The 14,247-nt window shown below is 69.9% G+C and carries 16 protein-coding genes; 4 read left to right on the top strand and 12 right to left on the bottom strand.

Going from position 1 to position 14,247, the window contains the following annotated elements; genetic code table 11:
- Positions 1-8: 8 nt before the first annotated feature.
- The 4 genes from OO69_RS43810 to OO69_RS43795 all read right to left on the bottom strand — a co-directional run bounded on the left by OO69_RS43810 (position 9) and on the right by OO69_RS43795 (position 2,913).
- Complete coding sequence (locus OO69_RS43810; RefSeq protein ID WP_026150674.1) at positions 9-437, bottom strand: hypothetical protein; 429 nt, start codon at positions 435-437, stop codon at positions 9-11.
- A 4-nt stretch (positions 438-441) separates the two neighbouring features.
- Positions 442-801, bottom strand: a complete 360-nt coding sequence (locus OO69_RS43805; protein WP_033286585.1) for a roadblock/LC7 domain-containing protein — start codon at positions 799-801, stop codon at positions 442-444.
- Between the two features lie 69 nt (positions 802-870).
- A complete protein-coding gene (locus tag OO69_RS43800; protein ID WP_033286584.1) occupies positions 871-1,779 on the bottom strand; it encodes a hypothetical protein in 909 nt (302 codons plus the stop codon).
- Between the two features lie 177 nt (positions 1,780-1,956).
- The gene (locus OO69_RS43795) at positions 1,957-2,913 is read right to left on the bottom strand and encodes a LysR substrate-binding domain-containing protein (RefSeq protein ID WP_033286583.1); all 957 of its coding nucleotides are present in this window, start codon (positions 2,911-2,913) and stop codon (positions 1,957-1,959) included.
- Between the two features lie 135 nt (positions 2,914-3,048).
- On the opposite strand from OO69_RS43795, the gene OO69_RS43790 reads away from it, so the two are divergent.
- Together OO69_RS43790 and OO69_RS43785 are read left to right on the top strand one after the other, a co-directional pair.
- On the top strand, positions 3,049-3,603 hold the full coding sequence (locus tag OO69_RS43790; RefSeq protein ID WP_033286582.1) for a peroxiredoxin: 555 nt from the start codon (positions 3,049-3,051) through the stop codon (positions 3,601-3,603).
- Between the two features lie 6 nt (positions 3,604-3,609).
- Complete coding sequence (locus OO69_RS43785) at positions 3,610-4,146, top strand: alkyl hydroperoxide reductase (protein WP_033286581.1); 537 nt, start codon at positions 3,610-3,612, stop codon at positions 4,144-4,146.
- A 143-nt stretch (positions 4,147-4,289) separates the two neighbouring features.
- Here OO69_RS43785 and OO69_RS43780 read toward each other — a convergent pair whose 3' ends face one another.
- The 5 genes from OO69_RS43780 to OO69_RS43760 all read right to left on the bottom strand — a co-directional run bounded on the left by OO69_RS43780 (position 4,290) and on the right by OO69_RS43760 (position 10,878).
- Positions 4,290-5,588: an AI-2E family transporter gene (locus OO69_RS43780; protein ID WP_033286580.1), complete on the bottom strand. Its 1,299-nt coding sequence runs from the start codon at positions 5,586-5,588 to the stop codon at positions 4,290-4,292.
- A 138-nt stretch (positions 5,589-5,726) separates the two neighbouring features.
- On the bottom strand, positions 5,727-6,443 hold the full coding sequence (locus OO69_RS43775) for a transglycosylase SLT domain-containing protein (RefSeq protein WP_078652846.1): 717 nt from the start codon (positions 6,441-6,443) through the stop codon (positions 5,727-5,729).
- A 381-nt stretch (positions 6,444-6,824) separates the two neighbouring features.
- Positions 6,825-8,150: a PhoH family protein gene (locus OO69_RS43770; RefSeq protein WP_033286578.1), complete on the bottom strand. Its 1,326-nt coding sequence runs from the start codon at positions 8,148-8,150 to the stop codon at positions 6,825-6,827.
- A 382-nt stretch (positions 8,151-8,532) separates the two neighbouring features.
- Positions 8,533-9,306: an isoprenyl transferase gene (locus tag OO69_RS43765; protein ID WP_033286577.1), complete on the bottom strand. Its 774-nt coding sequence runs from the start codon at positions 9,304-9,306 to the stop codon at positions 8,533-8,535.
- Positions 9,307-10,080: 774 nt separating this feature from the next.
- A complete protein-coding gene (locus OO69_RS43760; RefSeq protein ID WP_033286576.1) occupies positions 10,081-10,878 on the bottom strand; it encodes a class I SAM-dependent methyltransferase in 798 nt (265 codons plus the stop codon).
- Positions 10,879-10,928: 50 nt separating this feature from the next.
- Between OO69_RS43760 and OO69_RS43755 the strand changes: the two genes are divergently transcribed.
- Positions 10,929-11,468 (top strand): DinB family protein, encoded by a 540-nt coding sequence (locus tag OO69_RS43755; protein WP_234444684.1) that lies wholly within the window; start codon positions 10,929-10,931, stop codon positions 11,466-11,468.
- 23 nt (positions 11,469-11,491) lie between these two features.
- Here OO69_RS43755 and OO69_RS43750 read toward each other — a convergent pair whose 3' ends face one another.
- From OO69_RS43750 to OO69_RS43740, 3 genes are read right to left on the bottom strand one after another with little or no spacing between them, the layout of a single operon-like run.
- On the bottom strand, positions 11,492-12,364 hold the full coding sequence (locus OO69_RS43750; RefSeq protein WP_033286574.1) for an LLM class flavin-dependent oxidoreductase: 873 nt from the start codon (positions 12,362-12,364) through the stop codon (positions 11,492-11,494).
- Between the two features lie 40 nt (positions 12,365-12,404).
- Complete coding sequence (locus OO69_RS43745) at positions 12,405-12,992, bottom strand: dihydrofolate reductase family protein (protein ID WP_033286573.1); 588 nt, start codon at positions 12,990-12,992, stop codon at positions 12,405-12,407.
- Between the two features lie 55 nt (positions 12,993-13,047).
- Positions 13,048-13,836 carry a prepilin peptidase gene (locus OO69_RS43740; RefSeq protein ID WP_051801684.1) on the bottom strand — a complete coding sequence of 263 codons (789 nt, stop codon included), beginning with the start codon at positions 13,834-13,836 and terminating at the stop codon, positions 13,048-13,050.
- Positions 13,837-13,923: 87 nt separating this feature from the next.
- Between OO69_RS43740 and OO69_RS43735 the strand changes: the two genes are divergently transcribed.
- Positions 13,924-14,247: DUF192 domain-containing protein (locus OO69_RS43735; RefSeq protein WP_033286571.1), on the top strand; the 324-nt coding region annotated here is incomplete at its 3' end.

Below are 14,247 nucleotides of genomic sequence, written 5' to 3'. Positions count from 1 at the left end.
GCCCCGTCTCAGAGCCCGTACTCCCGCACCACGCGCCGGACTTGGGCGAAGAGCATGCCCACGTTCACGGACTTGCGGCAGACGACCACGGCGACGACGTCCTGTTGCTCGGTCATCCGCACGAACAGATGGGTGAGGTTCTCGCTGTTGACGAGGATCTCCTGGAAGTAGTGGTGGTCACTGGTGATCCCGCGGCGTTCCTTGAAGACGTCCTCGATCATCGCGACCGTCCGGCCCTGGAACAGGTCGAGGGTCGCACCCGCCAGCAGGTCGAGGACCTCTGGCGGGTGGTTGTCGATGGTCTCGTACGACAGCAGCATGCCGGTGGACATGTCGACCACACCCGAGGCCACACAGTCGGGGGCATCGGTGCGGAGGGTTTTGACCAGGCCCATCACCTGGTCGGAGAATCCTGGGGTCATACGTTTCGTCGCCATCCCTTCACACTCCTTCTGACGCCTTCTCCGTGAGGATCGACTCGATCCGGTCGAGCGTCGGCCGGGCCGCGAGGTGCAGCCGGTCGACGTCCATCCCCTCGTCGCCGAGCACCACCATCAGCGCGGTGTCGCCCACGGCGTAGGTCGCGGCGCAGCCGTGACTGCCGTACGTCACGGTCTGGCGCAGCGTGCCGCGGTCGGTGGCCTCGGCGGTGCGCCGGGCCAGGCCCAGGCCGGCCGCGGCCAGCGCGGCGAGGGCCTCCGGGTCGATCGTGTCGGCGGTGTCGGCCGCGATGAGCAGTCCGTCGGCCGCCGTGAGCGCGGTGTCGGTGATACCGGTCACCTTTTCCCGCAGTTCGCGCATTTCCAAAGTCAGGGCTTTGTGATCCACTTACTCAACTCCCCTAAAACTGATCGCATTTGTCCATCGGGGTCATTTCCAGGTTCCGTTCCGCAGGCGGAAGAACCCTTTCCAACCCGCCCCGCTCTTCTCGGGGACGAGAGTCTCGGTGATCCCGCTGGCGCCCGGATTACGGCGGGGCAGCTCGGCGGGCGCGGTGAACTGCGGCGGTGGGAGCGCCGGTTGCTCACGACGGCGTACGACGGGTGCCTCGGCCGGCACCCGCACCGGGATCGGCACGGGGCTGTCCGCGCACTCCAGCAGTCCCTCGGCAAGCATCCGGGCGACCTCGGCGGTGACCGGGTAGACCCCGCGCCCGGTACGGAACGCGAGATCGCGTGCGGTACGGCGGCCGTCGACATGGGCGAGCAACTCCCGTTGCAGCAGCCCGAGTCCGGCCTCGTCGAGGACGTGCGCCGGGGGCCGCGGGCGCTCCCGGTCGGGGCGTACGGGATACGGCAGCGCGGCGATCGCGGCGGCTTTCCGGACCGCGTCCTGGAGCAGCCGGGAGGAGGGCTCGCCGAGCGTGACCGGGGCGAACGGCCGCTCGTCCGGGGCGAGTTCGCAGTCGTCGATGTCACCGGCGACGACCGCGAAGGCCGCGTCGTGAAGGGCCAGCACACACACGATCCGCAACTCGGCGGCGCCCGCGTACCCATGGGCGACCAGCCCGTCCAGCGGCCAGCGCGTGCCGCCCGACTCCCGTACCAGATCGGCCCATTGCTCGCCGCCGACCCGGCCGGAGCGCAGCAGCAGCGCCTCGGGGCCCGGAGCACCCGGACTCTCCACGGCTACGACGAGTCCGCCGCGCAGATGGAAGGTGCCGCCGGGTCTGCCGGACACCCGCAGTCCCCCGGTGAACTCCTCGCGCCCACAGGTCGCCAGAGCCCGCGCGAGCAGGTCGTGACCGACCCGGCCGAGGGAATCCCGAATGCCCGACATCACTCCCCTAGGCTTTTCGTACACGCAACTGACGTGTAGCACTGAGGGGTGAAGGTGTATCAGTCCGCGCGCATATTCCGGACGGGTTCTTCCTACCTGCCTGCGGGTGACGGAAGTTGAGAATTCCCGCCGTTCGATTTCCTTTGTCCGACGCTCATTTGACCGAACGGGGGCGGGTCAGTTGCCGGTGCCCAACACCCTTACGGGCAGCGGCCGTAGCGCCTCGCGCAGGGCGGTGGCCAGTTCCTGGTACTCGGCGCGGCGGGCCGCGCCGGTGCGCATCGCGAGGGCGATCCGGCGGGTCGGGGCGGGCTCGGTGAAGTAGCCGGTGAGGAGCTGGTCGCTGCGGGCCGTCTCGACGCGGACAGCGGTACGGGGCAGGAGCGTGACCCCGAGGCCGCCGGCGACCAGTTGCACCAGCGTGGACAGCCCGGCCGCGGTCGTGGTGACCGGGGCGTCCGCGCGCCCGGCCTCGCGGCAGATGTCGAGGGCCTGGTCGCGCAGACAGTGCCCCTCGTCGAGCAGCAGCAGGTTCAGCTCGCGCAGCGCCTCGCGCGGGATGCCGGTCTGCCCGCCGAGGGGGTGACCGAGCGGGGTGACGAGCACGAAGTCCTCGTCGAACAGCGGGAGTTCGACGACTCCGGGCACCCCGAGCGGCACGGCGAGCAGCAGCAGGTCGAGGCGCCCGGTGGTCAGCCCTTCCAGCAGGTTCGCGGTCTGCTCCTCGTGCACCTGGAGATCGAGGTCCGGGTACCGGTCGTGCACCAGCCGCAGCACGGTCGGCAGCAGATACGGCGCGACGGTCGGGATGACCCCGAGCCGCAGCGCCCCGGTGAACGGCGCCCGCACCGCCTCCGCCTCCTCCAACAGCGCCACGACCTCCTCCAGCACCGCCTTCGCCCGTACGGCGAGCCGCTCACCGGCGGGCGAGAGCAGCACCTTGCGGGTGGTGCGCTCCAGCAGCGTGACGCCGAGGGTCTCCTCCAGCGCGGCGACGGCACCGGAGAGGGCGGGCTGGCTCATGCCGATCGCGGTCGCGGCGTCCCGGAAGTGGAGGTGCTCGGCGACCGCGGAGAAGGCGCGCAGCTGCGCGAGGCTGGGCTGGCGCCTCTTACTCGTATTACTAACGGTCACTGATAACCGCCTCCGATCAACACGACCCAGTGTAGCTATTTCCACAATCAATGCACGTTGTGCCAGGATCGGGGCCGACCAACCCACGAGAAGCACCCATTCCGCTTGGGTGTTGCTCCGCTGCAAGGAGAGCCTGTGCTCACTGTCGGTGACAAGTTCCCGTCGTTCGATCTGACCGCCTGTGTCTCGCTGGAGAAGGGCCAGGAGTTCCAGCGGATCGACCACAAGACCTACGAGGGCAAGTGGAAGATCGTCTTCGCGTGGCCCAAGGACTTCACCTTCGTGTGCCCCACCGAGATCGCCGCCTTCGGCAAGTTGAACGACGAGTTCGCCGACCGTGACGCCCAGGTGCTCGGCTTCTCCGGCGACTCCGAGTTCGTCCACCACGCCTGGCGCAAGGACCACGACGACCTGCGCGACCTGCCGTTCCCGATGCTCGCCGACTCCAAGCACGAGCTGATGCGCGACCTCGGCATCGAGGGCGAGGACGGCTTCGCCAAGCGCGCGGTGTTCATCGTGGACCAGAACAACGAGATCCAGTTCTCCATGGTGACCGCGGGCTCGGTCGGCCGTAACCCGAAGGAGGTCCTCCGGGTCCTCGACGCGCTCCAGACCGACGAGCTCTGCCCGTGCAACTGGACCAAGGGCGACGACACGCTGGACGCGGGCGCGCTGCTCGCCGGGGAGTGACCTGAGATGTCACTGGACACCCTGAAGTCCGCCATACCGGACTACGCCAAGGACCTGAAGCTCAACCTCGGTTCGGTCATCGGCAACTCCGACCTGCCGGCGCAGCAGCTGTGGGGCACGGTTCTCGCTACGGCGATCGCGTCCCGGTCGCCGCTTGTACTGCGGGAGTTGGCGCCGGAGGCCAAGGCCAACCTGTCGCCCGAGGCGTACGGCGCGGCCAAGTCCGCCGCCGCGATCATGGCGATGAACAACGTCTTCTACCGGACGCGGCATCTCCTGTCCGACCACGAGTACGGCACGCTGCGGGCCGGGCTGCGGATGAACGTCATCGGCAACCCCGGGGTCGACAAGGTCGACTTCGAGCTGTGGTCGTTCGCCGTGTCCGCGATCAACGGGTGCGGGATGTGTCTCGACTCGCACGAACAGGTGTTGCGCAAGGCGGGTGTTGAGCGCGAGGTGATTCAGGAGGCGTTCAAGATCGCGGCGGTTGTGGAGGCGGTGGGGGTCACGCTGGAGGCGGAGGCGGTTCTGGCCGCTGAGTGACTTCGGCTGACCGTCCGTCTCGCTGGGGGCTTCGCCCCCAGACCCCCGTTTCCCGCCCACCCACCCGTTTACTGGCGTTTGAAGGTGAACCTAAAAGCGCCCGTAAACGGGTGGGTGGGCAAAGACCCGGAGCCCCCAGGGTTTTACGGCGCCTGGTCCGACGGTTCCGGATCGGGCGCCGGCAATGAGGACACCGCCGTAGCTCCCCGCCCCGGTTCCTGGGAGTACGACTTCAGGTAGCTCACCACCGTGTTCAACACCGCCACCAGCGGCACCGCCACCACCGCTCCGCCGATCCCCGCGACCATCCCACCCGCGGCGACCGAGAGGACCACCGCGAGCGGGTGCACCCGGACCGCGCGGCCCAGGATGAAGGGCTGGAGGATGTGGCCCTCGATCTGCTGGACCGCGAGGACCACCGCCAGGGTCATCAGGGCCGTGAACACGCCCTGGGTGACCAGCGCGACGACGACCGCCAGCGCGCCGGACGCCACCGCGCCCACCAGGGGGATGAACGAGAACAGGAAGATGAACACGGCCAGCGGTACGGCCATCGGCACGCCGAGGAAGTAGATGCCGACGCCGATGCAGACCGCGTCGATGAACGCCACTATCACCGTGCCCCGGACGTAGGCCGTGAGCGTGCGCCACGCGCGGGGACCCGCGCCCGCCATCGCCGGCCGCGCCGCCGCGGGCACCAGCTTCAGCGACCACTGCCAGATGCGCGGGCCGTCGTAGAGGAGGAAGAGGGTCGAGAAGACCGTCAGGAGGATGCCGGTCAGGGCCTCGACGATGACCTGGACGCCCTCCAGGCCCGCCGACGTGATCTGGTCGGTGTTCGCGCCGATGGCCTCGCGGAGGTTCTTCGCGATCTGGTTGATCTGCTTCTCGGTGACGTGGAACGGGCCCTTGAGCAGCCAGTTGCGCAGGTCGTCGACGCCGTTCTGGACCTGGTCCGAGAGGTTGTCGATGTTCGCCATGACCTGCCAGGTCACGAACCAGCCGATCAGCCCCATCACGATGAAGCCGAGGATCGCGGTGAGCGCCGTGGCGACGCCGCGCGGGAAGCCGTAGCGGATGAGGCGGGCGACCGTCGGCTGGAGGAGGGCCGTGATGAGGAGGGCCGCGACGAAGGCCAGGACGACCAGTTGGACCGCGCTGATGACGCGCATCAGGACCCAGACCGTGCCGGCCAGGATCAGCAGCCGCCAGCCGGCCTCGGCGGCGACACGCACGCCCCAGGGCACGGCGAGCGCGGGGTCCGGGCGGTCGCGGGCGATGGTGACCGGGACGGGCTCCCGGGGCTCGGGGTGTTCGGCGGGCGGTTCGGGCGCTGCCTCGGTGTGTTCCTTCGCCACCTCGGCGCGGCGCTCGTCCAACCGCTCCCCCATCTCGCTCAGTCCGGCACCGACCTTGCCGAGCCATCCTGGTACTCGCGACATGATGCGTCCTCTTCCCCCGTCCTGCCCCACTACTCCCCCCTGGAGTCGCTGCGAGTCCGACCGTACAGGGCGAAGGCCCCTCCCCCTATGACGGGGAGGGGCCTCGTGAGGTTGAGCGGCCCGGAACGGGCGTACGACCTAGTACCAGCTGTTCGCCTGCCAGAACGACCAGGCCTCGCACGGGCTGCCGTAGCGGCTGTCCATGTAGTTGAGGCCCCACTTGATCTGGGTGGCCGGGTTCGTCTGCCAGTCCGAACCGACCGAGGACATCTTGGAACCGGGCAGGGCCTGGAAGAGGCCGTAGGCGCCGGAAGAGGCGTTGACCGCGCGGTAGTTCCAGCTGGACTCGTGGTCCACGATGTTGCTGAAGCACTGGAACTGGCCGCTGGGCACCATGGAGGCGGCCATCGACTGGATCTGCGCGACCGTGTAGGAGCTCTGCACGGGGAAGCTCGACGAGGAGCTGCTCGCCTTGGCGGACGCGGCCTTCGCCGCGGCCTTCTCCTTGGCCAGCTTCTCCGCCTTCTCTGCAGCCGCCTTCTTGGCGACGGCGGTCTTGGCGGCGGCCAGGCGGGCCGACTCCTCCGCGTCCTTCTTGGCGCTGGCGTCGGCCTGGATCGCCTGGGCGTCGGCCTGCTGCGTCAAGGAGGCGGTCTGCACCTGGGCCTGCTGGCCCGTGGGGATGTCCGCCAGGAGCGTGGTGTCGGCTGCCGTCGTCTCGGCGTCATTGTTCTGCGCCTGTGCGACGCTGCCCGAGGCAACGCCTACGACGCTTCCGACGGCGGTGACCGCGGTGGCCGAAGCCACTGCGAATCCCCGGACCGAAATCCGGCTCACACGGTGTCCTTCCAGCATCGTCCGCTTCGGTGACCCTGGCGGACGCAATCGTGCCCCTGAACGCTGGCCTCCCAACTACGGGGTCACGGGAGGCACGGGCCCGGTGGGCAACTCCCGCTCGGGGAGCGCCGCGTGGAGAGCGGGCGGCATACGACTTCGCTGTGGAGTTGGCTGTGATGCTCAAGTGGTGCGTACCGCTGGGGGTACACGTGTGTCGTATGCGGGGCCTGACAGGAATGAGACTCTGCCGTAACCGGACGCCGAGTGGCAATTCTGAGTTGCGTGTGAAAGCTCACATCCCGTTTGCCCCACGGGATTTCGAGAAACAGCGGGACGCCGAAGCGCCGCCCCGCTAAGCTCATCGGCTTTACGGAGCGGCGCCAACTGGCCTGTACTACCTCAGATTTGACCGTCCTCCAGCATTTCGGTCACAAGCGCCGCGATCTGGGACCTCTCGGACCTCGTGAGGGTCACATGCGCGAAGAGCGGATGACCCTTCAGCTTCTCCACCACGGCGACGACACCGTCGTAGCGGCCGACCCTGAGGTTGTCCCGCTGGGCCACGTCGTGGGTGAGGACCACCCGCGAGTTGGCGCCGATCCGGGACAGGACGGTCAGCAGGACGTTCCGCTCCAGGGACTGCGCCTCGTCCACGATCACGAACGCGTCGTGCAGCGAGCGTCCGCGGATGTGGGTGAGCGGCAGGACCTCGAGCATCCCGCGGGCGGTGACCTCCTCGATGACCTCGCGGCTGGTGACCGCGGACAGCGTGTCGAAGACCGCCTGGGCCCAGGGGCCCATCTTGTCGGCCTCGGAGCCGGGCAGATAGCCCAACTCCTGTCCGCCCACCGCGTACAGCGGCCGGAAGACCATCACCTTCTTGTGCTGGCGGCGCTCCAGGACCGCCTCCAGGCCCGCGCAGAGCGCGAGCGCGGACTTGCCGGTGCCGGCCCGGCCACCCATGGACAGGATCCCGATGTCCGGGTCGAGCAGCAGATCCAGCGCGATGCGCTGCTCCGCGCTGCGGCCCTTGATGCCGAACGCCTCCCGGTCGCCGCGCACGAGGCGGACGTTGCCGTCGGCCGTGACCCGGCCGAGCGCCTTGCCGCGCTCGGACTGGATCGTCAGACCGGTGTGGACAGGGAAGTCCGCGGCCTCCGGGACGTAGACGTGGCCCTCCTCGAAGAGGATGTCCACCTGTTCGCCCGGCAGGGTCAGTTCGGACATTCCGGTCCAGCCGGAGGAGCCCGTGATGGCGAGCTCCGCGCGGTACTCCTCGGCGAGGAGTCCGACGGAGGACGCCTTGATCCTGAGCGGAAGGTCCTTCGACACGACGGTGACGTCGTACCCCTCGGCCTGCAGGTTGCGGGCGACCGCGAGGATGCGGGAGTCGTTGTCCCCCAGGCGGTAGCCGCTGGGCAGCACGCTGGGGTCCGAGTGGTTGAGCTCGACCCTGACGGTGCCGCCGAGTTCCCCGATCGGGATGGGGGCGTCGAGGCGACCGTGCCGGACGCGGAACTCGTCCAGCAGGCGCAGGGCCTGCCGGGCGAAGTACCCGAGTTCGGGATGGTGCCGCTTGGCCTCCAGCTCTGTGACCACGACGATCGGCAGCACGACTTCGTGCTCGTCGAAGCGGTTCAGTGCGTTCGGGTCGGCCAGCAGAACGCTGGTGTCGAGAACATAGGTGCGCCGGTCAGGCATACGGCGCTTTGTGCTGGTCACCACGGAAGGACGTACCCCCTCGGAAGAGGTCGGGGAGCGACGGAGAGGAGCTGGACCGGTCCAGGCCGCATTGCGCGGGCCGAGAACCGGCCCTCCGTCTCGCCCGTACTGACCGCACGGTCGAACTGGTGCAAAGGGCCTCCCGGGCGGACGGCCCCGTGCCGTCCGCTGAGATACGACACCCGTGGTTCGGGCGTCGACCTGCTTGGCTTATGCCCTCGAACATGCGCCGCCATGCCACGGCATATGACGGCGCCCTGGTGAACTCCTTGTTACTTACGTCCCAAGGGGGGTGGTCCCGCCGACTCCAGGCGTTCTGTCCGTCATCCGCCGTAGCGGCCCGATCCTGCTCCGCTACGGCCGGTCACGCGCCGTAGCGGCCTCTTCATCCGCCGTAACGCCGGTGTCGCGCCGCGTAGTCACGCATCGCGCGCAGGAAGTCGACCTTGCGGAAGGCCGGCCAGAAGACTTCACAGAAGTAGTACTCGGAGTGGGCCGTCTGCCAGAGCATGAATCCGGACAGCCGCTGTTCGCCGCTCGTCCGGATCACCAGATCGGGGTCGGGCTGGGCACCCGTATAGAGGTGCTTGCCGATGAGGTCGACGTCCACGTGCTCGGCGAGCTCCTCCATGGAGGTGCCCTTGTCGGCGGCGTCCAGGATCATCGAGCGGACCGCGTCGGCGATCTCCTGGCGGCCGCCGTAGCCGATGGCGACGTTGACGAGTATCCCGTCGACGTGCGCGGTGGACTCCTCCGCCTCCTTGAGGACGGACTGCATCCCGGTCGGCAGCAGGTCGAGGGTGCCGACGTGGTGCACGCGCCAACGGCCGTCCGCGGCAAGGGAACTGACGACGTTCTCGATGATGCCGAGCAGCGGGCCGAGTTCTTCCTGGGGGCGGTCGAAGTTGTCCGTCGACAGCAGCCAGAGCGTCACGACCTCGACGTCCGTCTCGCTGCACCAGCCGAGGAACTCCTCGATCTTGTCGCCGCCGGCCTGGTGCCCCTGGACGGTGGTGGAACCCGCGGCCTTCGCCCAGCGCCGGTTGCCGTCCATGATGACGCCGATGTGCTTGGGCACCTGCTCGTGGTCGAGATGGCCTCCCACCCTGCGTGCGTAGAACCTGACCAGCAGGCGGCGCAGGGTGTCGCGCAGGTTCACGTGTTGTCAGCCCCTCCGTGGATGGCAGTCCCCGGCGTCGAAGCCTACCCCCGCCGGAGCCCTGTTCCCCCAAGGGGTGTCTGGGCTCATCCCGGTTCGGCACGAAGGTCGGACCCGGCCGACGCGCGGAGGGCCGGTGCGGGGCACAAAAAATCGGGCCGGTCCGTGGGGGGGATACGGACCGGCCCGAGGGGGGGTTTCCACCATAACCCTTCGTAAGTGATGCTGCGCGCATCAGCGCGCCACAACTACTCTCCGAAACCGTCCGACGACGCGTCAGGGGGTGCGGAAGCCCCGATTCCGACCCTGATCATGGCCGATTCACAGCGGATTCCAAGGAGAACGTGGAGGTTTTCCGCCGACCCGCAGCGTGTCGCTCTCAGGGGTGACGCCGTCAGCGAACGTCCGCTTGACGGGGCAGGGCACCGCGCGGCCCCCTCCACCGCGCGGTGCCGACCGCGCGGCTTTGCTCACGCGAATTACCTTGGTCTGAACTTACGTGAGGTCGCGGGCGGGATGCGAGTCGATCTCGATAACGATGTGGAAAACCCGTGTACGTATGGGGGACGTGAGGTGACGGGGTCCCGGCCGGGCGTGGCGGCCTCCGCTTCCCGGACACACCGAGCGGGACCGGCAGGGGTTACCGGGTGCCCAGGAGGGGCGGGGCGGGCCCGGACATTCGTACGGCGACCACCGAAGGACCACGGCAGAACTACGGCCACTCGGGCGCGCGGGATTTCGCCAAATGGCGGGCGGCGCCCGGAGGTTGGGCACTCACGCGTGCGGCTTGCGGATGTCGAAGAGGTGGCGGGTGCTGTGCGCCACGAACGGGCCCTCGGCCTCGATCCGCTCGTGCAGGGCGCGGAGTTGGGGTTCGTAGGCCTCGACCGTGAAGTCGGGGACCATCCAGATCACCTTGCGGAGGAAGTGGACGACGGCCGCGATGTCGTGGAACTCCATGCGCAGCCGCTCGGCGCGGAGTTCGACGATCTCCAGGCCCGCCGCCTCGGCGCCGGCCCGTTCGCGTTCGGGGTCGCGGGCGCCGCTCACAGCCTCCGGCTGGGGGCCGACGAAGTGCTCGACGAGCTCGAACGCGCTGCGGGGGCCGACGTGTTGGGCGAAGTACGTGCCGCCGGGCCGCAGGACGCGGGCGATCTCCGGCCAGTGGGCGCGGACCGGGTGGCGGCTCAGGACGAGGTCGAAGGCGCCGTCGGCGAAGGGCAGCGGGGCGTCCTCGGGCGCGGCGACCACCACGACCCCGCGCGAGCGCAGCAGTTCGGTGGCCTTGGCGACGTTCGGCGGCCAGCCCTCGGTGGCGGCGACGAGCATCGGGGGCTGCGCGGCGGCCCGGCTCAGCGCGAAGTCGAAGACCTCCCCGCCCCCGGTCTGCACGTCCAGGGCGGTGGTCGCGCGCGAGAGCCGGTCGCCGGCGGACCGGGCGTACCCCCACGAGGGACGCGCCTCGGTGGCCCGGCCCTCGAACCAGGAGAAGTCCCAGCCCTCGGTGGGGACGGCGACACCTTCCGCGACGAGGTCCTCGAAGCTGCCCGTACCGCTCCCGTTGTTGTCCATGGGGCGATGGTCGCAGGGCGTTGTCAGTGGGCGCTGCTAATTTCCGAAGCATGGCCAAGGAGGGGGACGAGGACATGGACAACGGGGATACGGGACTGCCGTACCACGGCGACGAGAAGGCGATGCTGCACGCGAGCCTGGACCGGGTCCGGGACGCGGTGCTGTGGAAGCTGGACGGGCTGGACGAGGAGCAGGCCAGACGCCCGATGACCCCCTCGGGCACGAGTCTGCTCGGGCTGGTGAAGCATCTGGCGTCGGTGGAGTACGGCTACTTCGTGGAGAGCTACGGCCGCGAGGTGGAGCCTCTGTGGTTCGACGCGTACAAGGGCGAGGACATGGCCGCGGGCCCGGACGAGACGACGGAACAGATCGTCGCCTTCTACGGCCGTGCCCGCGCCGCCGCCGACCGCACGATCGCGGAGCTGCCGCTGGACGCGGTCGGCCGGCCGCCCTGGCGCAAGCACTCCGTGTCCCTGCGCTGGGTGCTGGTCAATCTGATCGAGGAGACGGCGAGACACGCGGGGCACATGGACATCGTGCGGGAGCTGATCGACGGGGCGGCCGGGGATCACCGGCCGGCGGAGGCGTAGTTCCGGGGGGCGAGGGCCGATGTTCAGGGGACGAGTGCCCTGACCTCCTCCGCCGCGAAGCGTACGAAGCCCTCCGGGTCGGGTTCGTCGCCGGTGGGCTGGAGGACGACCGTGTCGGCGCCGGCTTCCGCGAGGCGCTGGACGGCCTTGGCGACGGTGCCCGCGTCACCGGCGACACCGAGGTCGGGGACCGACTCCACGCCCTCGTCGGCGAGTTCGGCGCGCAGGCGGGCGGCGGCGTCGGGGCCGGTGGCGGTGAGGAGATAGACGACGACCTTGTGCGGCTCGGTGCGGCCGGCCGACTCCCGTCCCTCGTCGATGAGTCGACGGGCCCGGCGGACGCCGTCCGGTGGGGTGCTCGCGGTGAGGATCGTGCCGTCGGCCGCCGCGCCGGAGAGGCGGAGGGTGCGTGGTCCGGTGGCGCCGGCGAGGATCTCGACGGGTCCGGCCGGCGGCCAGTCGAGGGCGACGTCGTCGAGCTTGACGTACCGCCCGTCGGTCGTGAGGCGCTCGCCGCGCAACAGGGCGCGCAGGGCGTCGAGATGCTCGCGCAGCAGGGTCACCGGGGACTCGGCGCGGGCGCCGACCTGTCCCATCCAGTCCTGTACGCCGTGCCCGACGCCGACGATCGCGCGGCCCGGGAACAGCCGGTCCAGCGTGGCGACCTCCATCGCGGTGATGGCGACGTTCCGCAGCGGCACCGGCAACAGGCCGACGCCGACGCGCACTTGCCCGCTCCACGCGAGCGCGGCGGCGGCCGCCGAGATCCCGCCCTCCCGGAAACAGTCCTCCCACAGCCAGAGCTCCTCGAGCCCCGAGGCGTCGGCGAGTCGAACCACCGCCCGCAGTCGCTCGGGAGGCAGTTGGGGACGGAATACAGCGCCGAGGTCGGTCATGGTTTCTTCCTACCCGGGGAGAGTGCCGTGGACAACAGCTTTACGCGTGGCTGGAGTTGAGGTCGGCGCGCGCGTAGCGCAGGAGCACGACGCCGTTGCCGAAGGTGCGGGACTCGGTGAGGCGGAGCGGGGTGCGGGTGTCGGAGACGGGGAACATCGGGGTGCCGCGGCCGAGGACGATCGGGTTGACGTACACCTTGATCTCGTCGACGAGGCCGAGGCGGAGGAAGGTCGCGGCGAGGTCGGCGCCGCCGAGGCCCAGGTCGCCGCCGGGCTGTTCCTTGAGGGCCAGCACCTCCTCGCGGACGACCTCGGGCACGACGGTGGTGTTCCACTCGGCGGGGCCGCTGGGCAGGGTCCGCGAGTACACGATCTTCGGCATGTCCCGCCAGATGCGGGCGAACTCGGCGATGACGGCGGGGGCTTCGGGGTCCGCGTCGGCGGTGGGCCAGTAGTCGGCCATCAGTTCATGGGTGACGCGCCCGTCGACGAAGGCACCCATGTGCTTGAGGGTGTCGTTCATGTGCTGGTGGAGTTCCTCGTCGACCAGGTGCCAGTCGATGTCGTGGCCGGGGCCCTCCATGTAGCCGTCGAGGGACACGGACATCATCAGGCTGATCTTCCGCATGGGTGCACCGCCTCGTTCGTGGCCGGCCCCGCTCGGCGCCGGGTCCACCACCGTCTCACGCGACCGCGAACGCCCCCAGCATCAACCCGGTGAACGCTCCCCCGAGCATGAACGGCCCCAGCGGGATCGCCGTCTTACGGCCCGCCCGGCGCAGGGCGACCATGCCGAGGCCGTAGACAGCGCCGTAGAGAATCCCCGCGAAGGCGCCCGTGACGAGCACCGGCCAGCCGTACCAGCCGAGGGCGGTGCCGAGGCCGAGGGCGAGTTTCACATCGCCGAAGCCCATGCCGGAGGGGTTGATGAGGTACAGCACCAAGTACGTGGCCCCGAGGGCGAGTCCGCCGTAGAGGGCGGTGGGCCAGGAGCCGGCGTCGGCGGGGAGCGCAGCCGCGATGCCGAGGAGGGCGAGGGTGGCCGCGGCGAGCGGGAGGGTGAGGACGTCGGGGAGGCGGTGGACCCGGAGGTCGACCAGCGCGAGGAGGACGGCGACGGGGGCGGTGAGCAGCCAGACGACGAGTTCGGGCCGGGGGCCGGTGGCCGCGGCGAGGGCCGCGCAGACGAGGGCGGTCGCCGCGGACACGGCGGGGGTGCGGGGGCCGTAGGGACCGCAGTGCGCGCTGGTGGTGACGGTGGTGCAGCGGGCCCGGCCCAGCCAGCCGTCGAACGGGCCCGTGATCGGGTGGCCGTCGGGGCACTGCCCCTTCCAGGGTTCCTCGGGGTCCACGGAGAGGCGGTGGGCGGCACGGGGCAGCAGGAGGCCCGACCACGCGCCCCACAGGGCACCCAGGACGATCGGAATCAGGCGCACGCGGGGACGATATCGAGTGGGCGGTGGTCGGGGCATGGGTCCGTGGGCCCATGTGGGGCCTACTCCCTTGTGGATACGGTCGGTTGACACCGGAGCGGGAGCAGTGCGGGAAGGTGACCTGACATGGGACGACGCTGGAGTGACGGGCGCGGCAAGCTGATCGTGCGGGGCGCCGCGGGGACGGTCGCCGTCCCGCTGGAGCTGGCGACCTCCTACCGGGCGCGGACGAAGGGGCTGCTCGGCCGGGACGGGATCGACGGGGCGATGCTGCTCTCTCCGGCGAGCAGTGTGCACACGTTCCGGATGCGCTTCCCGATCGATGTGGCGTACCTGGACCGGCACTTGAAGGTCATCGCCGTCCACACGATGAAGCCGGGGCGGCTGGGGTTGCCGCGGCTTCGGTCCCGGCATGTGGTGGAGGCGGGGGCGGGGGTCATGGCCGGGTGG

This window comes from Streptomyces sp. NRRL F-525 (assembly GCF_000716605.1).
GTDB lineage: Bacteria > Actinomycetota > Actinomycetes > Streptomycetales > Streptomycetaceae > Streptomyces.
Note: the sequence above shows the minus strand (reverse complement) of the source record. Positions and strands in the feature narration are given on the sequence as shown.

Bases quoted from the DNA above. Each gene is read 5' to 3' on its own strand.
- OO69_RS43810 (WP_026150674.1), bottom strand. From the start codon at position 437: ATGGCGACGAAACGTATGACCCCAGGATTCTCCGACCAGGTGATGGGC.
- OO69_RS43775 (WP_078652846.1), bottom strand. From the start codon at position 6,443: ATGCTGGAAGGACACCGTGTGAGCCGGATTTCGGTCCGGGGATTCGCA.
- OO69_RS43785 (WP_033286581.1), top strand. From the start codon at position 3,610: ATGTCACTGGACACCCTGAAGTCCGCCATACCGGACTACGCCAAGGAC.
- OO69_RS43780 (WP_033286580.1), bottom strand. From the start codon at position 5,588: ATGTCGCGAGTACCAGGATGGCTCGGCAAGGTCGGTGCCGGACTGAGC.
- OO69_RS43755 (WP_234444684.1), top strand. From the start codon at position 10,929: ATGGCCAAGGAGGGGGACGAGGACATGGACAACGGGGATACGGGACTG.
- OO69_RS43800 (WP_033286584.1), bottom strand. From the start codon at position 1,779: ATGTCGGGCATTCGGGATTCCCTCGGCCGGGTCGGTCACGACCTGCTC.
- OO69_RS43740 (WP_051801684.1), bottom strand. From the start codon at position 13,836: ATGCCCCGACCACCGCCCACTCGATATCGTCCCCGCGTGCGCCTGATT.
- OO69_RS43760 (WP_033286576.1), bottom strand. From the start codon at position 10,878: ATGGACAACAACGGGAGCGGTACGGGCAGCTTCGAGGACCTCGTCGCG.
- OO69_RS43805 (WP_033286585.1), bottom strand. From the start codon at position 801: ATGCGCGAACTGCGGGAAAAGGTGACCGGTATCACCGACACCGCGCTC.
- OO69_RS43745 (WP_033286573.1), bottom strand. From the start codon at position 12,992: ATGCGGAAGATCAGCCTGATGATGTCCGTGTCCCTCGACGGCTACATG.
- OO69_RS43750 (WP_033286574.1), bottom strand. From the start codon at position 12,364: ATGACCGACCTCGGCGCTGTATTCCGTCCCCAACTGCCTCCCGAGCGA.